Origin of the sequence: Nocardia sp. PE-7, assembly GCF_030486425.1 — a bacterium.
Classification (GTDB): domain Bacteria; phylum Actinomycetota; class Actinomycetes; order Mycobacteriales; family Mycobacteriaceae; genus Nocardia; species Nocardia salmonicida_A.
In genome coordinates this window covers 2,698,530-2,713,575 of sequence record NZ_CP129614.1, presented here as the reverse complement: position 1 = coordinate 2,713,575, position 15,046 = coordinate 2,698,530, and the positions used below count along the sequence as shown (strand labels likewise).

General features: G+C 68.7%; 15 protein-coding genes. 8 read left to right on the top strand and 7 right to left on the bottom strand.

All coding sequences use genetic code 11. The features are described from left to right. The first annotated feature begins 36 nt into the window (after positions 1-36). Positions 37-1,242 (top strand): peptide synthetase, encoded by a 1,206-nt coding sequence (locus QX204_RS12665; protein WP_301906911.1) that lies wholly within the window; start codon positions 37-39, stop codon positions 1,240-1,242. A gap of 52 nt (positions 1,243-1,294) precedes the next feature. Further along, the gene (locus QX204_RS12660) at positions 1,295-1,459 is read left to right on the top strand and encodes a hypothetical protein (protein ID WP_301906910.1); all 165 of its coding nucleotides are present in this window, start codon (positions 1,295-1,297) and stop codon (positions 1,457-1,459) included. A 36-nt stretch (positions 1,460-1,495) separates the two neighbouring features. Here QX204_RS12660 and QX204_RS12655 read toward each other — a convergent pair whose 3' ends face one another. From QX204_RS12655 to QX204_RS12625, 7 genes are all read right to left on the bottom strand, one after another. Beyond that, positions 1,496-3,130: a copper resistance CopC/CopD family protein gene (locus QX204_RS12655; RefSeq protein ID WP_301906909.1), complete on the bottom strand. Its 1,635-nt coding sequence runs from the start codon at positions 3,128-3,130 to the stop codon at positions 1,496-1,498. 82 nt (positions 3,131-3,212) lie between these two features. After that, complete coding sequence (locus QX204_RS12650) at positions 3,213-3,413, bottom strand: hypothetical protein (RefSeq protein ID WP_301906908.1); 201 nt, start codon at positions 3,411-3,413, stop codon at positions 3,213-3,215. Further along, positions 3,410-4,117, bottom strand: a complete 708-nt coding sequence (locus QX204_RS12645) for a YcnI family copper-binding membrane protein (protein ID WP_301906907.1) — start codon at positions 4,115-4,117, stop codon at positions 3,410-3,412. Before QX204_RS12645 ends, QX204_RS12650 begins: the two co-directional genes overlap by 4 nt. Further along, the gene (locus QX204_RS12640) at positions 4,114-5,568 is read right to left on the bottom strand and encodes a PLP-dependent cysteine synthase family protein (RefSeq protein ID WP_301906906.1); all 1,455 of its coding nucleotides are present in this window, start codon (positions 5,566-5,568) and stop codon (positions 4,114-4,116) included. Before QX204_RS12640 ends, QX204_RS12645 begins: the two co-directional genes overlap by 4 nt. Continuing rightward, a complete protein-coding gene (locus tag QX204_RS12635; protein ID WP_301906905.1) occupies positions 5,565-6,416 on the bottom strand; it encodes an ABC transporter ATP-binding protein in 852 nt (283 codons plus the stop codon). Before QX204_RS12635 ends, QX204_RS12640 begins: the two co-directional genes overlap by 4 nt. Further along, the gene (locus tag QX204_RS12630) at positions 6,410-7,420 is read right to left on the bottom strand and encodes an ABC transporter permease (protein ID WP_301906904.1); all 1,011 of its coding nucleotides are present in this window, start codon (positions 7,418-7,420) and stop codon (positions 6,410-6,412) included. The genes QX204_RS12635 and QX204_RS12630 overlap by 7 nt, the downstream gene beginning before the upstream one ends. A gap of 4 nt (positions 7,421-7,424) precedes the next feature. Continuing rightward, the gene (locus QX204_RS12625) at positions 7,425-8,522 is read right to left on the bottom strand and encodes an ABC transporter substrate-binding protein (protein ID WP_301906903.1); all 1,098 of its coding nucleotides are present in this window, start codon (positions 8,520-8,522) and stop codon (positions 7,425-7,427) included. Positions 8,523-8,738: 216 nt separating this feature from the next. Between QX204_RS12625 and QX204_RS12620 the strand changes: the two genes are divergently transcribed. From QX204_RS12620 to QX204_RS12595, 6 genes are all read left to right on the top strand, one after another. Beyond that, complete coding sequence (locus QX204_RS12620; protein ID WP_301906902.1) at positions 8,739-9,479, top strand: IclR family transcriptional regulator; 741 nt, start codon at positions 8,739-8,741, stop codon at positions 9,477-9,479. Positions 9,480-9,801: 322 nt separating this feature from the next. Continuing rightward, positions 9,802-10,884, top strand: coding sequence for an ABC transporter substrate-binding protein (locus QX204_RS12615; RefSeq protein WP_301906901.1), 1,083 nt, complete (start codon positions 9,802-9,804; stop codon positions 10,882-10,884). Further along, complete coding sequence (locus QX204_RS12610; RefSeq protein ID WP_301906900.1) at positions 10,881-11,744, top strand: ABC transporter ATP-binding protein; 864 nt, start codon at positions 10,881-10,883, stop codon at positions 11,742-11,744. The genes QX204_RS12615 and QX204_RS12610 overlap by 4 nt, the downstream gene beginning before the upstream one ends. Next, positions 11,737-12,630 carry an ABC transporter permease gene (locus QX204_RS12605; protein WP_301906899.1) on the top strand — a complete coding sequence of 298 codons (894 nt, stop codon included), beginning with the start codon at positions 11,737-11,739 and terminating at the stop codon, positions 12,628-12,630. Before QX204_RS12610 ends, QX204_RS12605 begins: the two co-directional genes overlap by 8 nt. Before the next feature lie 13 nt (positions 12,631-12,643). Further along, entirely contained in the window at positions 12,644-13,984 is a 1,341-nt protein-coding gene (locus QX204_RS12600; protein ID WP_301906898.1) for an LLM class flavin-dependent oxidoreductase, read from the top strand. A 108-nt stretch (positions 13,985-14,092) separates the two neighbouring features. Next, the gene (locus tag QX204_RS12595) at positions 14,093-15,028 is read left to right on the top strand and encodes a TauD/TfdA dioxygenase family protein (RefSeq protein ID WP_301906897.1); all 936 of its coding nucleotides are present in this window, start codon (positions 14,093-14,095) and stop codon (positions 15,026-15,028) included. Positions 15,029-15,046 lie beyond the last annotated feature (18 nt).

Below are 15,046 nucleotides of genomic sequence, written 5' to 3'. Positions count from 1 at the left end.
CGCGCACCCGAAAAGAACGACTCGCAGAAGGTAATCATGAACGGCAGCAACGTTTTTCGTCGGCCGGTATCGACAACCGAGCGCATGTATTTCCCGATGCGCGAGCTGGCACCGCCGTTACTCATGCAGCTGGTTGTTCCCGGTGAGGGCAACATCGAACCGCAGTCATTGCGCACAGCGGTATCGGCGGCCGCGGCGGTCACTCCCGGCGCGCGACTACGACGCCACGGCGCCGAGTGGATCGACAGCGAGATCGCCCCGGCGGTGCGGGTGGTAGCCGACCACCGCCTGAGCTACCCCACGCTCGAGACCGACCCGGTCCTCACCGGTGAGATCGGGCCGACCCCCGACACCACCGTCGAGGTCCTGTTGCTCAGCGGCGCATCGACGACGCTGATCTTCCGGGTCTTCCACGGCGTGATGGACGGCGTCGGGATGGTCGCGTGGGTGACCAATGTGCTGCGCGCACTGCGCGGCGACGACCCCGTTCCCCACCTCGATCCGGTCGCCGACCAGGAGCTCGTCGCGCGGGTCGGCGCACCGGGCAGGCCGACGCCGATGGTTCCGCGCTACCGCGCGGCCGTCGGGGGAGGCAAGCAGCATCGTGATCTCGCCCCGCATCTGCTGCGTCATCGGCGCATCGATGCCGCGGGCCCCGGCGCGCTGGCCCGCGTCTGTGCCCTGCTGGCCGCCGAGACCCCGGGCATCTCGCGCATCATGATGCCCGTCGACCTCCGTCGCCACGACCCCGCGCTGCGCTCCACCGCCAACCTCGCGCTGCCGCTGTTCCTCGATATCGAACCCGGCCGCGACTGGACTGCGATCAAGGACCAGATCAAGACGGGGCTGCACGAGCGGCGCGAGCTGAATCAACTCGCCAACACCCGCATCACGCTGGTACCCGACCCGATCAACCGCGCCGTGCTGCGCACCACGAACTGGCTCGGTGCCCGCCTCGGCCGCAACCTGGCCTCGGCCACCGTGTCCCACATGGGTCGCTTCACCGCGGCGGAACTCGCGGCGCCCGGCTTCCGCCCGACCGGACTGTTCGTCCTGCCACAGCACAGCGTCGCCATGCCCCTGCTGTTCGGGCTGACCGAATTCGACGGCCACACCCACCTGACCGTGTCAGCACGCAACGGCGCGGGCATCGAGTCCCGCCTCGAAGCCCTACTCGACCGCATCGTCGCCATGCTCGAAGCCGAACTTCGCGCACCGAGCCCGGCAGACCAGCGGCCGTGACCCCGCCGTCCGGCCGAGCGGCCAGGTCGCTACCGCGACTATCCTGAACCTCGTGGGCATCATCGGCGAACTCTTCCCAGGTAAGAAGCTGCAGAACGAAGGCAGCGGCGATTCCAACGGCCAACCCCACCTCGACTTGGACCTCGAGGCGGGCGTCATCCGCCTGTCCGGCACCACCGCCCCGCATCCGACCGAGGACGACGAGTCCGACGCCTGACCTGCCATGTCGCCCGACGCGAGCGATCGAGGTCGGCTACCAGACGCGGTAGGGCACCGTCGCCGCGTAGGCCGTGCCGCGGTCGATGGTGACGGTGAGGCGCAGGCGCCATTCTCCGCTGACCGGGACGCGGGCTTTGGCGAGGAAGTAGTCCGGGGCGAGGTCGCGGGGGGTGACTCGCCGGAACTCGAGGCCGATGGGTAGGGAGTCGTCGTCGCGGGTGAGTCGGCCGGTGAGGTCGAGGACGTCGAGGGGAGTTCCGGTCGTGTCAAGGATCCGCACGGTGAGCTGCTGTTCGCCGGCGCCTGCACCGTCGATGTCGAGCGCGGCGCGTACCGGGCCCAGCGCCACCGTCGAATGCGTCGGCGGGTCGTAGGCGTCTCGGGCCGGGGTGATTCCGGCCAGCACGGCGCTGATCACGAGCACGATGCCCAGGGTCGCCGTTTCCACGCGAAGCGCTATCGGACGGAGTTCGCCGCTGGTCAGGTGGCGGCGGATCAGTGCCGCGAAAACCAGCGCGAGCAGCACCGAGGCGAGTTTGACCAGCAGTAACCGGCCCCAGCTGGTAGTCCACAGCGCGGCTAGCGGTTCCACCGCGCGCAACGCCTGCACGGTGCCGGTCACCGCGAGCACCGCGACGGCGGTGATCGCGAGCGCACCGAAACGACGCAGGGCCGCGAGACGGTCGGCGCCACGCCAGAGGAGAAGGGCCGCGCCGACGCCGCCGCCCCACACCGCCATGGCCGCGATATGTCCGGTCGTACTTGCCACGGCCACAACACGATTCGGGCCCGATACCGCATGACCGGAAGCCGCTGAGGCGATCAGGACTGTCAGCGCGCCCATTGCCGCCGGCAGGAGCGCCCGCACCGAGGCGCCCCGAGGTGGCTGTGCGGCAATCACCTTCGTGATCGGCACGAGTCCGATGCCGAGCAAGATCGCACCGACGGCGCGAACCGACGCCGAGGCGCCGGTCGTCGAGGTGAGCGCGCTGCCCCACACCGACGGGTCCGCCCAGCCCGCCGCTCCCCCGAGCCGACCGGGGGTGATCGCGAAGACCGCGACCGACGTGACGGCGACAGTCGCCGCCCCGGCGACACCGAGCTGCCGAACCAGTTCGGGCGCCGCCGGGCCGCACACCAGCACGACCAGGGGCACCCCGACGCCGAACACGATGCCGAGGTACCCGAGGGCCGCGAGCAAACGGACCATCGTGTCCAGTGCCGCCACCAGTGGATCCGGGGGCGGCGCGGTGAGGGTGGTGTCGGGTGGGACACCGACGCCGAACACGCTCGAGCCGCCGACGGTGTGCCCGTCGGCGGACAGGATCACCCAGCTGAGCAGGTAGGTGCCGTCCGCAAGATCGGCGGGCAGCGCACTGGAGACGGTGTGGTCGTTGTCGGTGTAGCGGATCTCGCCGGTGGCCACCCGCTCGCCGTCGCGGTCGAGCACCGTCAGACCGGACTCCGCCACGGTGACGGCTTCGTCGAACGTGACCGACACCCGGCTCTGCCCGGGCGTCAGGACGGCGCCGTAGCCGGGATCGGTGCCGACGAGCACGGCATGGGCCGCCGCGGTGCCGACCGCACCCAGCGTCCAGACGAGTGCGACGAACACGGTGATCGTCCAGCGCAGCCGATGACGACCCGAGGAACGTCCGGTCAGCGGCACTCGATCCGCCCGTGGCGTGCCGACCGCGAACCGTGCCCGACGATGCCGGGCCGGACTCACACCGCGGTCGGCTCGCGCGGCACTAGCCACCGAGGAAGGCCGTCCACGCGAACACCGAGGCGGCGAGCGCGTTTTCCCATTCCGGTTCCCGCTCGCGCGGCTCGTTCGGCGACCCCGAAGGCGGAACCACCTGCCGATTCGTGAACCCCACGGCGACCCGATCCCACCACCGGCGCCCATTCCAGTGGATGTCCTCGCCGCCCATCGCTACCGTCGCCATCACGACGCCGAGGAAGTGTCGACCGGCGGATGTGTGCGTCGACCACGCAGGAAAGCCGCCCCGGCCGCACCCAGCGCGACCAGCGATACGCCGAGCGCGGTCGAGCCCGCCCAACCGCCGCCCGCCTGCGCCGTCGTCGCGGACCCCGCAGGCGAACTACCGTGTCCCCCTGCGTGTTCGGCACCGGCGAGCCGCACCTCCGGCGCGGGCTTGTCCGCCTCGGTGCCGTCGTGGCTCTGCTCGATCCAGGCCACCACGGTCCCGTCGCTGTAGGTCTGGCGAGTCGGCAGTGTGAGCACACCGGATTCCGGGAACGGCCCGACCAGTAAGCGGAATTCGGCGAACTCACCCGGCGCCACCCCACTGCCCGGTCGCGCGGTGAACGCCACCTTCGACACCACCTCATCGATCTGCTTGCCGTGACCGTTGTCGATCGGTGCCGAGAGACGGCTCCGTCGCAACGCCACATCCCAACCCGGCGTCGTCTCGTTGCGCACCACTGCCAGCGGATGATCGCGCGGCAGATCCACTTCGAGGCCGACGGTGCTCGCGGTCGCGGACTCGGTGGGCACCCGCAGCGTCACCACGGTATAGGCGCCGGGCGCCGCATCCGGGGCGACGGCGGTGACGTGCGCCTGGGCCGGTGCGTACAACAGCACAGACGCACCGGCCAGCGCCCCCAGTACGGCCCATCCAGTGCGCCTCACGACGCACCCGCGCTCACGACAGCGGCAACGAACGCGGCGGCGTCGGCTCCGCCGACCACTCGACCTTCGTGCACCACCAGCACCTCACCGTGATAGTCGGCGAGCCGGGTCACCGCGGTACCCACCGGCTCGGTGGTGCCGACGAACGCGGGCGGCGGGTCCAGATGCGCCTCGATCGGATCCTCGTCGGGTACGCCGACGAGCCGGGCCTGGGTCGCGGTGCCGAGTACCTCGGCGACCACGACCGGCCCGGCGGTCTGCCTGGCGAGGACGACCGGAAGCGATCGGCGCGAGGCGAGTTCCCCGCGCACCGAGGACACGGTCGCTGTCGACGGGAGCAATCGGGCCTCGGCGAGCACCGACGAACCGGTCCCGGCCGACCGGGCGCCCTCGACCACACCGAGCGCCGCACCGACTGTCAGCTCACTGTGTGCCGCGAGCAACGGAAAACCGAACTGCCCCAGCCACCCGTCGTCGAAGTACTTCGACAGGTAGCCGCGTCCGGAGTCGGGCGCGATCACCACCACCACGTCCTCGGGCCCGAGCCCACGGGCCACCCGCAGCGCGGCGGCGATCGCGGTGCCGGAGGAACCGCCGAGCAGCAGGCCCTCCTCCTTGGCCAGGCGGTGCAGCACTCGCAGCGATTCGCCGTCGGTGATCCGCTCGATCCGGTCGATCACCTCGGTGTGGTAGGACTGGGGCCATTCGTCGAGTTCGGTTTCCGGATGCCGGTAGTGGCCCACCGATTCGACGTACCAGGCGCGACCGTCGCCGCCGCCGTACACCGACGTCTCGGGATCGGCCCCGACGACCTGGACCCGACCGCCCGACGCATCCTTGAGGAATTCCCCGGTGCCGCTGACGGTTCCGCCGGTGCCGATGCCCGCCACATAGTGCGTGACGGCGCCGGCGGTCTGGGCCCAGATCTCGGGCCCGGTGGTTTCCCGGTGCGCGGTGGGGTTGGCCGGGTTGTCGTACTGACCCGCGAACCACGCACCGGGGATCTCCTCGGTCAACCGCAGGCCGACGCTGCGCAGGTGCTCGGGGTGCCCGACCGGGCGACCGCCGGGAGTCACATGAACCTCGGCGCCGTAGGCTCGCAACAGCGCGATCTTGTCGCGGCTGGACTTGTCCGGCACGACCACCACCGTGCGATAGCCACGCGCCGCCGCGATGGCCGCCAACCCGATGCCGGTGTTGCCGGAGGTCGCCTCCACCACGACCCCACCGGGCCGTAGCTCCCCGGCGGCTTCGGCGGCGTCGAGCATGAACAGCGCCGCCCGATCCTTCACGCTCCCACCGGGATTGAGATATTCGAGCTTCACGTACACCGTGGCGGTGATGCCGTCGGTGATCCGGTTCAACCGGACCAGCGGGGTGTGCCCGATGGCCTGGTCGATGGAGTCGAACACCGCGGCAGTGCGCCGGGTGTCCTCGATGTCGATGGTCATGCCGCCGACCTTCCTGTCTCGCCGAGCAACCGCAGCACTTCACGCCGCAGTCGCAGATAGTCGGGGTCGTCGTGATCGCGCGGACGCTCCAGCGCCACCGGCAATTCGGCGATCACCTTGCCGGGCCGCGGGGAGAACACCACGATCCGGTCGGCCAGGCGCAGCGCCTCGTCGACGTCGTGGGTGACTAGCACCCCGGTGAAGCCGTCGGCCTGCCACAGCCGGGAGATCTCCTGCTGCAGGGTGGCGCGAGTCAGTGCGTCGAGCTTGCCGAGCGGCTCGTCGAGCAGGAACAGGCGCGGCCGGTTCACCAGGGCCCGCGCCAGTGAAACCCGTTGGGCCATACCGCCGGACAGCTGCGCGGGCAAACTGTCACGGAAGCCCTCGAGTCCGACCAGCCGCAACGCCTCTTCGATGCGCTCGCGGTCGGCGTCGAGCGTGCCACGAGCCTGCGGACCCAGCGCCACGTTCTCGGCCACCGTGCGCCACGGGAACAGCGTCGCGTCCTGGAACATCAACGCCCGGTGTGGATCCGGCCCGCGCACCTCGTCCGCGTCCACCCGCACGCTGCCGCGCGAGGGGCGATCGAGTCCGGCCAGTAACCGCAACAGGGTCGACTTGCCGCAGCCCGACGGGCCGAGGAAGGCGACGAACTCGCCCGGCTCGATGCGCAGGGTGATGTCGGTGACGACCCGCAGCCTGCCGAGTTCCTGAGCACGGGTCGGCGTCGGTGCGGGTCGACCGAGCAACCGGTCGAGCACACCGTGTCGCCGTGGACCCGCGACATCGAACTGGTGGGAGACGCCCTCGATGTCGACCGCGCTGCCCGCGAGGAGACCGTTCACCATCGCACCAGATCCTTCTGCCAGCTCAATGCCCGGTTACGGACCCGGAACAAGATCAACATCAACAGCCGGCAGACCAGCACCATGATGATGATCGCGGCATACATCCGTGGGTAGGCTGCCCAGCCCTTGGTCCACTGGATGTACCAGCCGAGACCGTCACGCACACCCAGCAATTCGGCCACCGCCAACGCTGCCAGCGAGGCGCCCAGACCCATGAACAGTCCGGTGAAGATGCTCGGCAGCGCGCCGGGCACCGCGACCCGCCAGATCAGGAAACGGGGTGTGGCGCCCAGCGTCTGAGCGACATCGAAGTACCCTCGCGCCACCCCGGCGATCCCCGCACGGGTCAATACCGCGACCGGGAACCACACGCCGAACGCGACCATGAACACGCTGCCCGAGTACGTCGACGGTGACAGCACGAGCACCAGCGGCAGCAGGGTCGCCGCGGGCACCGGCCCGAGGAACTGGAGAAACGGATTGCCCCAGTACGACGCGACTTTCGACCACCCCATCGCCAGTCCGGTGCCGAAACCGGCGACAGCGCCGATGGCGAATCCGATCAGCAACAGCAGCACCGAGTGCCAGGTGCTCGACGCCAGGATCCCGGCGTCCTCGTAGAAGGCGAGCAGCAGGTGCTGCGGTGAGGCGAAATGCGGTGGCACCAACCACCCGGTCTTGGCGGTCGTCCACTCCCACACCAGTACCCACGCACCGAGCACGCCGATCCACGGCGTCCATTCCCGCAGCAGCGCCGCGGTGGCGGCACGTCGATAGCCCGCGATCGCCCAGCCCGCGAGGACCACCGTGACACCCGCGAACAGCAACCCGACGGCGAAGGGATCGGCGGCGTCGAGCCGATCGGGGACCGCCGAGGTGAGGGCGGCGGTGAGCGCCCAGATCGCCCAGGTGACAGCGAATCCCGGCGACGGCGGATAGCGCAGCGTCGTCGGGGCCGCCCGCACGGTCGACCCCGCGACCACCGGCGTGGCTGTCGTGGTCAACGGCTCACCACTTCAGGCCGAGATCGACGTAGACCTTGTTCGCCAACGTCTCGGGGTCGGTCTTGCGATCGAGATACCCGGTCTTGGCGAATTTCGCGATACCGGGGGTGATCTCGGCTTTGAGCTTGGCAGCCGACGGGTTGTACCCGTAGGTGGCCAGGATGGACTCCACCACCGGCTGTTCGGCCGCGACGTACTTGTGCTCGACCTGCAGCGCCGCGGCGCCGGCGATATTGGCGCCCACCCATCGGCTGCCCTCCGCCCACGCTGTCACCAGCGCTCGCGCCACATCCGGGTCGTCACGAAGCAATCTGCCGTTGATCGCGGTGGCGCAGCAGTAGTGCTGCTTGTTCACGCCCTGGGAGTTGTTGGTCAGTTCTCGCGCTTTGCCCTTCAGCGTGGGCAGCAGCGCGATGGGGTCACTGGCCGCGATCGCGACGATCTCGCCACGGGCCAGTGCGTCGGGCAGTTGGTCGGTGCCGAAGACCCGCCAGTCCACGTCCTCGCTCGGGTTCAGGCCCGCGTCGAGCAGGTCGAGGGAGAAGAACGACATGGCCGAGTCGCCGATGGCGCCGACGCCGACGGGCTTGCCGCGCAGCTCGGCGACGGATTTGATCGGGCTGTCCGGCGGCACGACGATGCGCAGGCACCCCTCGTGCAGTCCGGCCGCCAGTTTGGCGTCGATGCCCTGCTCGATGGGCTTGAGCCAGGAGAAGAAGATGCCGGGCGCCGCGTCGAGTTTGCCCGCGCCGACCGCGTCCTTGATCTCGCCGCCACCGGTCTTGATGACCTCCACGGTCAGACCGTGTTTGTCGAAGATCCCCTGGTGCAGCGCGGCGAACAGCGGCGCCTCGCAGATGCCGCCGCCGTGTCCGATCTTGATGGCACGGTTCACCCCACCCGTCCCGGGCGTGCGACGAGTCGTCAGCCAGGCGGCGAGCCCGCCACCGGCCACCACTGCCGCGGCCGCGCCTGCCCCGGCGAACAAGGTGCGCCGCGACAGACCAGCGCTCGGCTGCTCGGGCGGCGAGGTCAGATCCTCGTCCTCGGGTGACGTGTCCGCCACGGGAGGTACCGCGTCACCTGGCTCGGTATTGCTCATCGAAAACCTCGTTCTCCGCGCACAATTCGGCGCGGACCCTCAGCCGCGCGTGCACGTTCCAGATTCCCCGCAAGCCCACCGCGCCGACAGGTTTGTTCTCACCCGGATTCGATCGGCCGTCGTGAATTACTCGCACCGGTGCGCCGAATCATTGCGCCTGGATAGCGCGATGGCGATAGTTCTCGGCACGGCGTCGAGTAGGAGTAGGAGGCCGCTATGACCGCGACCGAACCCCCACGTTCCGGCGCACAAGCCGTCGACCGTGCCGTGTACGTGTTGAACTGCTTTCAGGGCGGCGATCCCGAATTGTCGCTGAGCGAATTGGCGCAGCGAGCAGGGCTGCCGGTGAGCACCACCTTCCGGCTGGCGCAGGCACTGGTGCGCGGCAGGCTGTTGGAGCAGGACCCGGCGACCGATCGCTACCGGATCGGGCACGGACTGGCGTGCCTGGCCCGTCCCGCGCTGTCGCGGCTCGGCCTCGACGACGCGGCGCCACACCTGTACGCGTTGGCCGCCGGCATCAAGATCACCGTCAGTCTCAGTGTCGCCGATGCCGACGAGGCGCTCACCGTGTTCCAGGCCCGGCCACCGATCCACTTCTGCCACAACCAGATTCCGCAGGAGCGCAGGCCGTTGAGCACCAGCGCCGTCGGTCACGCGCTGCTCGCGCACACCACCGCGGGACTCGACCGCGGCAACGGCGAACTGTTCGACACCATCCGCCGTCGCGGATTCGCCACCGAGGAGATCGACAGCGACGAACCGATCCGCGCGATCGCCGTTCCGGTCCTCGGGCCGGATCGACAGGTGTGGGGCGCGATCGGCGTGCAGGCGCGCGCGGTGCGTCTGGATCGCGATCTGGTTCGCGCCGTACTGCCTGCCATCCATCAGATCGCGGTGCGTATCGGTCCCTATTTCCATACCGCGGCCGCAGGTGAGGGATTCGACGCACCATGATTTTCACGATGTGGAAACAGTATTGCCGAGTCGTTATCTGTTGACGCACTATTGAATCCAGACGGCGTCCCCTCTGCCGATCCCTTTCACGAAGGTCCAACCATGATCGAATCCCCCGCGCTCGTTCGCCGTCGTACGGTGGACTTGATGCGCCTGTCCCCCGGATTCTGTCGCAGCTGAAATAGCGGCGACATTCCTCCGTCGTCGAACTCCACTTTCTCCCATACCCCGTTAATCCGTCCTTTGTGTGCGGATCGTCGCGGCGTGCGCCCGTTGTGGCCCGTCGTGCGGTTCTCCCACGCCGTAGAAAGAAATCGCGAACATGTTGTCCACTACCTTCCGACGACGTCCGCTGCGTGCGCTCGCCGCCGCGCTCGTCGCACCCGCCGTCCTCGCGGTCGTCACCGCGTGCGGCGGCACCGATGCGGTGACGACCGCCGACGGCAAGACCGTGCTGCGCTACCAGGGACAGACCGGACAGGTCACGCCGTACGAGCTCGCCGACAACCTGGGCTACTTCACCAAGATCAGCTTCCAGTGGGAGGGCGACACCACCAGTGGCCCGGCCAACATCCAGGCGGCCGCCACCAAGCAGGTCGAATTCGGCAGCGCGTTCAACGGCGCGGTGGTCAAGCTCGCCGCGGGCGGCGCGCCGGTACAGGCTGTGCTCAGCTCCTACGGCTCCGACGCCAAGTCGTTCACCGGCTACTTCGTCCGCGACGACGCGGGCATCACCAATGCCCGTGACCTCATCGGCAAGAAGGTCGGCGTCAACACACTCGGTGCGCACCACGAGTTCGTCACCCGCGAATGGCTGCACCAGCAGGGACTGAGCGAGGCCGAGATCAAGCAGGTCCAGCTGATCGTGGTGCCGCCGGTCAACACCGAGGAGGCACTGCGCAGCGGGCAGATCGACGTCGGCGCGCTCAACAGCGTGTACCGCGAGACCGCGGTAGGCCGCGGTGGCCTGCACCCGCTGTTCACCGACACCGGCATCTTCGGCGAATTCGACTACGGCACCTACGTTTTCCGCAAGGACTACATCGCGCAGAACCCCGAGGCGGTCAAGGACTTCGTGCAGGGCACAGCACGGGCAACTCGCTGGTTGCAGCTGACACCGCGCGATGAGGTCGTCGCGAAGTTCACCGAGATCATCAACAAGCGCGGCCGCAACGAGAACCTCAAGTTGCTCGACTACTGGCGCAGCCTCGGCATTCCGGTCCCCGGCGCGGTGATCGCGGACAAGGAGATCCAGATCTGGATCGATTGGCTCGAGCGCAACGGCGAACTGCCCAAGGGCAAGATCGTCGCCAAGGACCTGTTCACCAACAAGGACAACCCCTACGCCAACGGCACCTACCAGCCGACCAGCGGTCCGACCGGAGAGGTGGTGGCCGCGAAATGACCGGCACCCCAGCCAAACTCGCGCTGCGCTCGGTGAGCAAACAGTTCGCCGTGCGCGGCAGCGACGAGAAGTTCACCGCGATCGACGACATCTCCATCGAGGTCGAAGCAGGCGAGTTCCTCGTCCTGGTCGGGCCCAGCGGCTCCGGCAAGTCCACGCTGCTCGATCTGCTGGGTGGGCTGAGCAAGCCCAGCTCCGGACAGATCCTGCTCGACGGCGCCCCGATCACCGGCCCCGGCCTGGACCGCGGCGTGGTGTTCCAGCAGTACGCGCTGCTGCCGTGGCGCACCGCCCGCGCCAATATCCAGTTCGGCCTCGAGGCCAAGGGCATCGCTCGCAAGGAGCGCAAGGCGATCGCCGAGCACTACCTCGAGCTGGTCGGTCTGGCCGGCTTCGGCGACCGGTACCCACACGAGTTGTCCGGCGGGATGAAGCAGCGCGTGGCGATCGCCCGCAGCCTGGCCTTCGATCCCGAGGTGCTGCTGATGGACGAACCGTTCGCGGCGCTCGACGCACAGACCAGGGAGTCGCTCCAAGACGAGCTCCTGCGGATCTGGCGCACCACCGGCAAGACCATCCTGTTCATCACCCACGGTATCGACGAAGCGGTGTATCTGGGCCAGCGCGTCGCGGTGCTCACCTCACGCCCCGGCCGGGTCAAGGCCGTGATCGATATCGACATCGACCGCAGTGGCGATATCGACGTCCGCTCCAGCGAACAGTTCCGCGACTACCGCCATCGGATCTGGACGGAACTGCAGAGCGAGGTGAGCCGGGCCCAGCGCCTGGAACTCGCCGCCGACGACACCACGGCCGCCGCGGCGGTCGCGTCCACCGACAGGAGTCCCGCCCATGTCTAGCGCCGTCCCCCTGCTCGTCCGCCCCGTCGAGGTCGCCGCCGAACCGGCCGCACCCTCGGCTACCCCCATCGCGGCGCCTGCCGCTCGCTCCGCGCTCAGCCGAGCAGCGGGCTCGGCAGGCAGCGCTGTTCTTCGCATCGCCAAACCCTTGCTCGCCTTCGCGCTGCTGCTCGGCGCGTGGGAGTTGGCGCCACGGTTCGGTCTGGTCGACGAGGTCTTCCTCCCGCCGTTCTCCACGGTGGTGCAGGCCTTCTTCGAGCTGGCGGGCAACGGCCAGCTGGCCGAACACACCTCGGCCAGCCTCACCCGATCGGTCACCGGCTTCTCCTTCGCCCTGGTGATCGCCGTCCCGGTCGGCATCGCCATCGCCTGGTACAAGCCGGTGTCGGATTTCCTCAATCCGGTCCTCGAACTGTTCCGCAACACCGCCGCGCTCGCGCTGCTTCCGGTGTTCGTGCTGATCCTCGGCATCGGCGAGACCTCGAAGATCGCGCTGATCGGCTACGCCACGTTCTTCCCGATCCTGCTCAACACCATCACCGGCGTGCGCACCGTCGACCCGCTGCTCGTGAAATCAGCCGTGTCGCTGGGCTTCTCGCCACTGAGGTTGTTCCAGAAGGTGATCCTGCCCGCGGCGATTCCGTCCATCTTCACCGGCATCCGGATGGCCGCGGCCGGCTCGATCCTGGTCCTCATCGCCGCCGAGATGATCGGCGCGCGAGCCGGTCTGGGCTACCTCATCACCGCCGCGCAGCAGAACTTCCAGATTCCGCAGATGTACGCCGGGATCGTGGCGATCTCGCTGATCGGTCTCGGTTTCAATTTCGCCCTCGTCGCCCTGGAACGCCGGCTCTCGCGCTGGCGCACCTCACCGACCAACGCCTGATCAGGAGATCACCATGTCTGGCAGAACCTTTCACCTCAACGCCTTCCTGATGGGCGTCGGGCACCACGAGGCCGCGTGGCGTCATCCGCGCACCGACGAGCAGCGCGTGCTCGATGTGCGCCACTTCCAGGAACTGGCGCGCATCGCCGAGCGCGGCAAGCTCGACTCGGTGTTCTTCGCCGACACCCTCGCCGTGGGCCCTCGGATCGAACGCAACACCCTCACCGTTTTCGAACCGATCACCCTGCTGTCGGCGATCGCCGCGGTCACCGAGCGGATCGGCCTGATCGCCACCGCGTCGACCAGCTACAACGAACCGTTCAATCTCGCACGCAAGTTCGCCTCGCTCGACCACATCAGCGCGGGCCGTGCCGGATGGAACATCGTCACCTCCGGCAATGTCGACGAGGCCTACAACTTCGGGCTCGACGCCATCCCCGAGCACGCCCGCCGCTACGAACGCGCCGAGGAGTTCGTCGACGTGGCCCTGGCCCTGTGGGACAGCTGGGAAGCCGAGGCGATCGTGCTCGACACCGAGACCGGCGTCTTCGCCGACCCGAGCCGGGTGCACACCCTCGACTACGCGGGCGAACGGTTCCGTGTGCGCGGCCCACTGAACTCCCCCCGTGGACCGCAGGGTCGTCCGTTGCTGGTGCAGGCCGGGTCTTCGGAATCGGGCAAGGAGTTCGCCGCGCACCGTGCCGAAGCCGTGTTCACCGCGCAGCGCACCCTCGACGAGGGCGTGCAGTTCTACCGCGATCTCAAGTCGCGCCTGGCGAAATACGGTCGCGCACACGACGACTTGAAGGTGCTGCCCGGTCTGGTGCCGTTCATCGCCGACACTGTCGAGGAGGCCAAGGCCCTCGAGCAGGAGTTCACCGACCTGATCTCGCCCGATTACGCACTGCGCCAACTCTCCTCGATGCTCGGCGTCGACCTGACCGCACACGCGCTGGACGCACCGCTGCCGCCACTGCCCGCCGAGAGCGAGATCGAGGGCGGCAAGAGCCGGTTCACGCTGGTCAAGCAGCTGGCCGAATCCGAGGACCTGACCGTGCGTCAGCTCATCGGCAAGCTGGGCGGCGGGCGCGGTCACCGCACTTTCGCCGGCACCCCCGAACAGGTGGCCGATGAGCTGCAGAGCTGGTTCGACGCGGGCGCGGCCGACGGATTCAACATCATGGCTCCCTACCTGCCCGGCGGCCTGGCCGATTTCGTGGACCGCGTGGTGCCGATCCTGCAGGAGCGCGGCCTGTTCCGCACCGATTACGAATCCACCACACTGCGCGGTCATTACGGGCTCGCTCCGGTGGAAAGCCAGTTCGCCGAACAGGATTCACGGGTGAGCGCCTGATGCGGGCCCGACGACTCGATATCGAGTTCATGCGGGTGGTGAGCAGTTCCTGTCGGGAATGACGACTCCCACAACCCGGCGACAGACTTCACACGAAGGACCACCGACATGACCACCATCGAAAACACCCGCGTCCGCACCGCTCTCGAGATCACCCAGGTCGCAGGCCACATCGGCGCCGAGGTGACCGGCGTCGACCTGCGCGAGGAACTCACCGACGCCCAGGTCGACGAGCTCACCGCGGCGCTGCACCGGCACAAGGTGATGTTCTTCCGCGACCAGCAGATCGGCCACGCCGAACAGATCGCGTTCTCCCGCCGCTTCGGCGCTGTCACCCCGTCGCATCCCTACGACGACGACGCGCCCACCGAGCACCCGGAGATCCTCGCCGTCGACAGTCGTCTCTACGAGAAGAAGTTCGGCCGCAAGAAGTTCAGCTACACCAACCACTGGCACACCGATGTCTCGCCGCTGATCAACCCGCCCGCGGCCTCGATCCTGCGCGCCGAGATCGCACCGGAGACCGGCGGCGACACCCAGTGGACCAACCTGGCCGCGGCCTACGCCGGTCTGCCGGAATCGCTGCGGACCTTCCTCGACGGACTGCGGGCCGAACACCGCTTCGGTGGCCGGATTCCGCCGTGGGAGGCGGGCAGCGAGTACGCCCGCAAGATCGCCGCCGCGCCGCTGGTGACCGAGCACCCTGTCGTGCGCGTGCACCCGGTGACCGGTGAGCGTGTGCTGTTCGTCAACCCCGGCTTCACCACCAGGATCCTCGGCCTGACCCCGCCCCAGAGCGATGCCCTGTTGCAGTTGCTGTTCGACGAGATCTCCCACCCCGCCTACACCGTCCGCTTCCGCTGGGAAAAGGGCAGCATCGCCTTCTGGGACAACCGCGCCACCGCGCACCTGGCCCCCAGCGACCTCGACCACCTCGACGTCACCCGGGTCCTCTACCGCACCACCCTCGAGGGCGACATTCCGGTCGGCGTCGACGGCGCGGCCTCCACTCCGATCGCCGGCGCGAAGTTCACCGGCGCCTGAGAACCGTTGCGGTGCCCG

Bases quoted from the DNA above. Each gene is read 5' to 3' on its own strand.
- QX204_RS12665 (WP_301906911.1), top strand. From the start codon at position 37: ATGAACGGCAGCAACGTTTTTCGTCGGCCGGTATCGACAACCGAGCGC.
- QX204_RS12640 (WP_301906906.1), bottom strand. From the start codon at position 5,568: ATGACCATCGACATCGAGGACACCCGGCGCACTGCCGCGGTGTTCGAC.
- QX204_RS12635 (WP_301906905.1), bottom strand. From the start codon at position 6,416: ATGGTGAACGGTCTCCTCGCGGGCAGCGCGGTCGACATCGAGGGCGTC.
- QX204_RS12625 (WP_301906903.1), bottom strand. From the start codon at position 8,522: ATGAGCAATACCGAGCCAGGTGACGCGGTACCTCCCGTGGCGGACACG.
- QX204_RS12620 (WP_301906902.1), top strand. From the start codon at position 8,739: ATGACCGCGACCGAACCCCCACGTTCCGGCGCACAAGCCGTCGACCGT.
- QX204_RS12615 (WP_301906901.1), top strand. From the start codon at position 9,802: ATGTTGTCCACTACCTTCCGACGACGTCCGCTGCGTGCGCTCGCCGCC.
- QX204_RS12610 (WP_301906900.1), top strand. From the start codon at position 10,881: ATGACCGGCACCCCAGCCAAACTCGCGCTGCGCTCGGTGAGCAAACAG.
- QX204_RS12605 (WP_301906899.1), top strand. From the start codon at position 11,737: ATGTCTAGCGCCGTCCCCCTGCTCGTCCGCCCCGTCGAGGTCGCCGCC.
- QX204_RS12600 (WP_301906898.1), top strand. From the start codon at position 12,644: ATGTCTGGCAGAACCTTTCACCTCAACGCCTTCCTGATGGGCGTCGGG.
- QX204_RS12595 (WP_301906897.1), top strand. From the start codon at position 14,093: ATGACCACCATCGAAAACACCCGCGTCCGCACCGCTCTCGAGATCACC.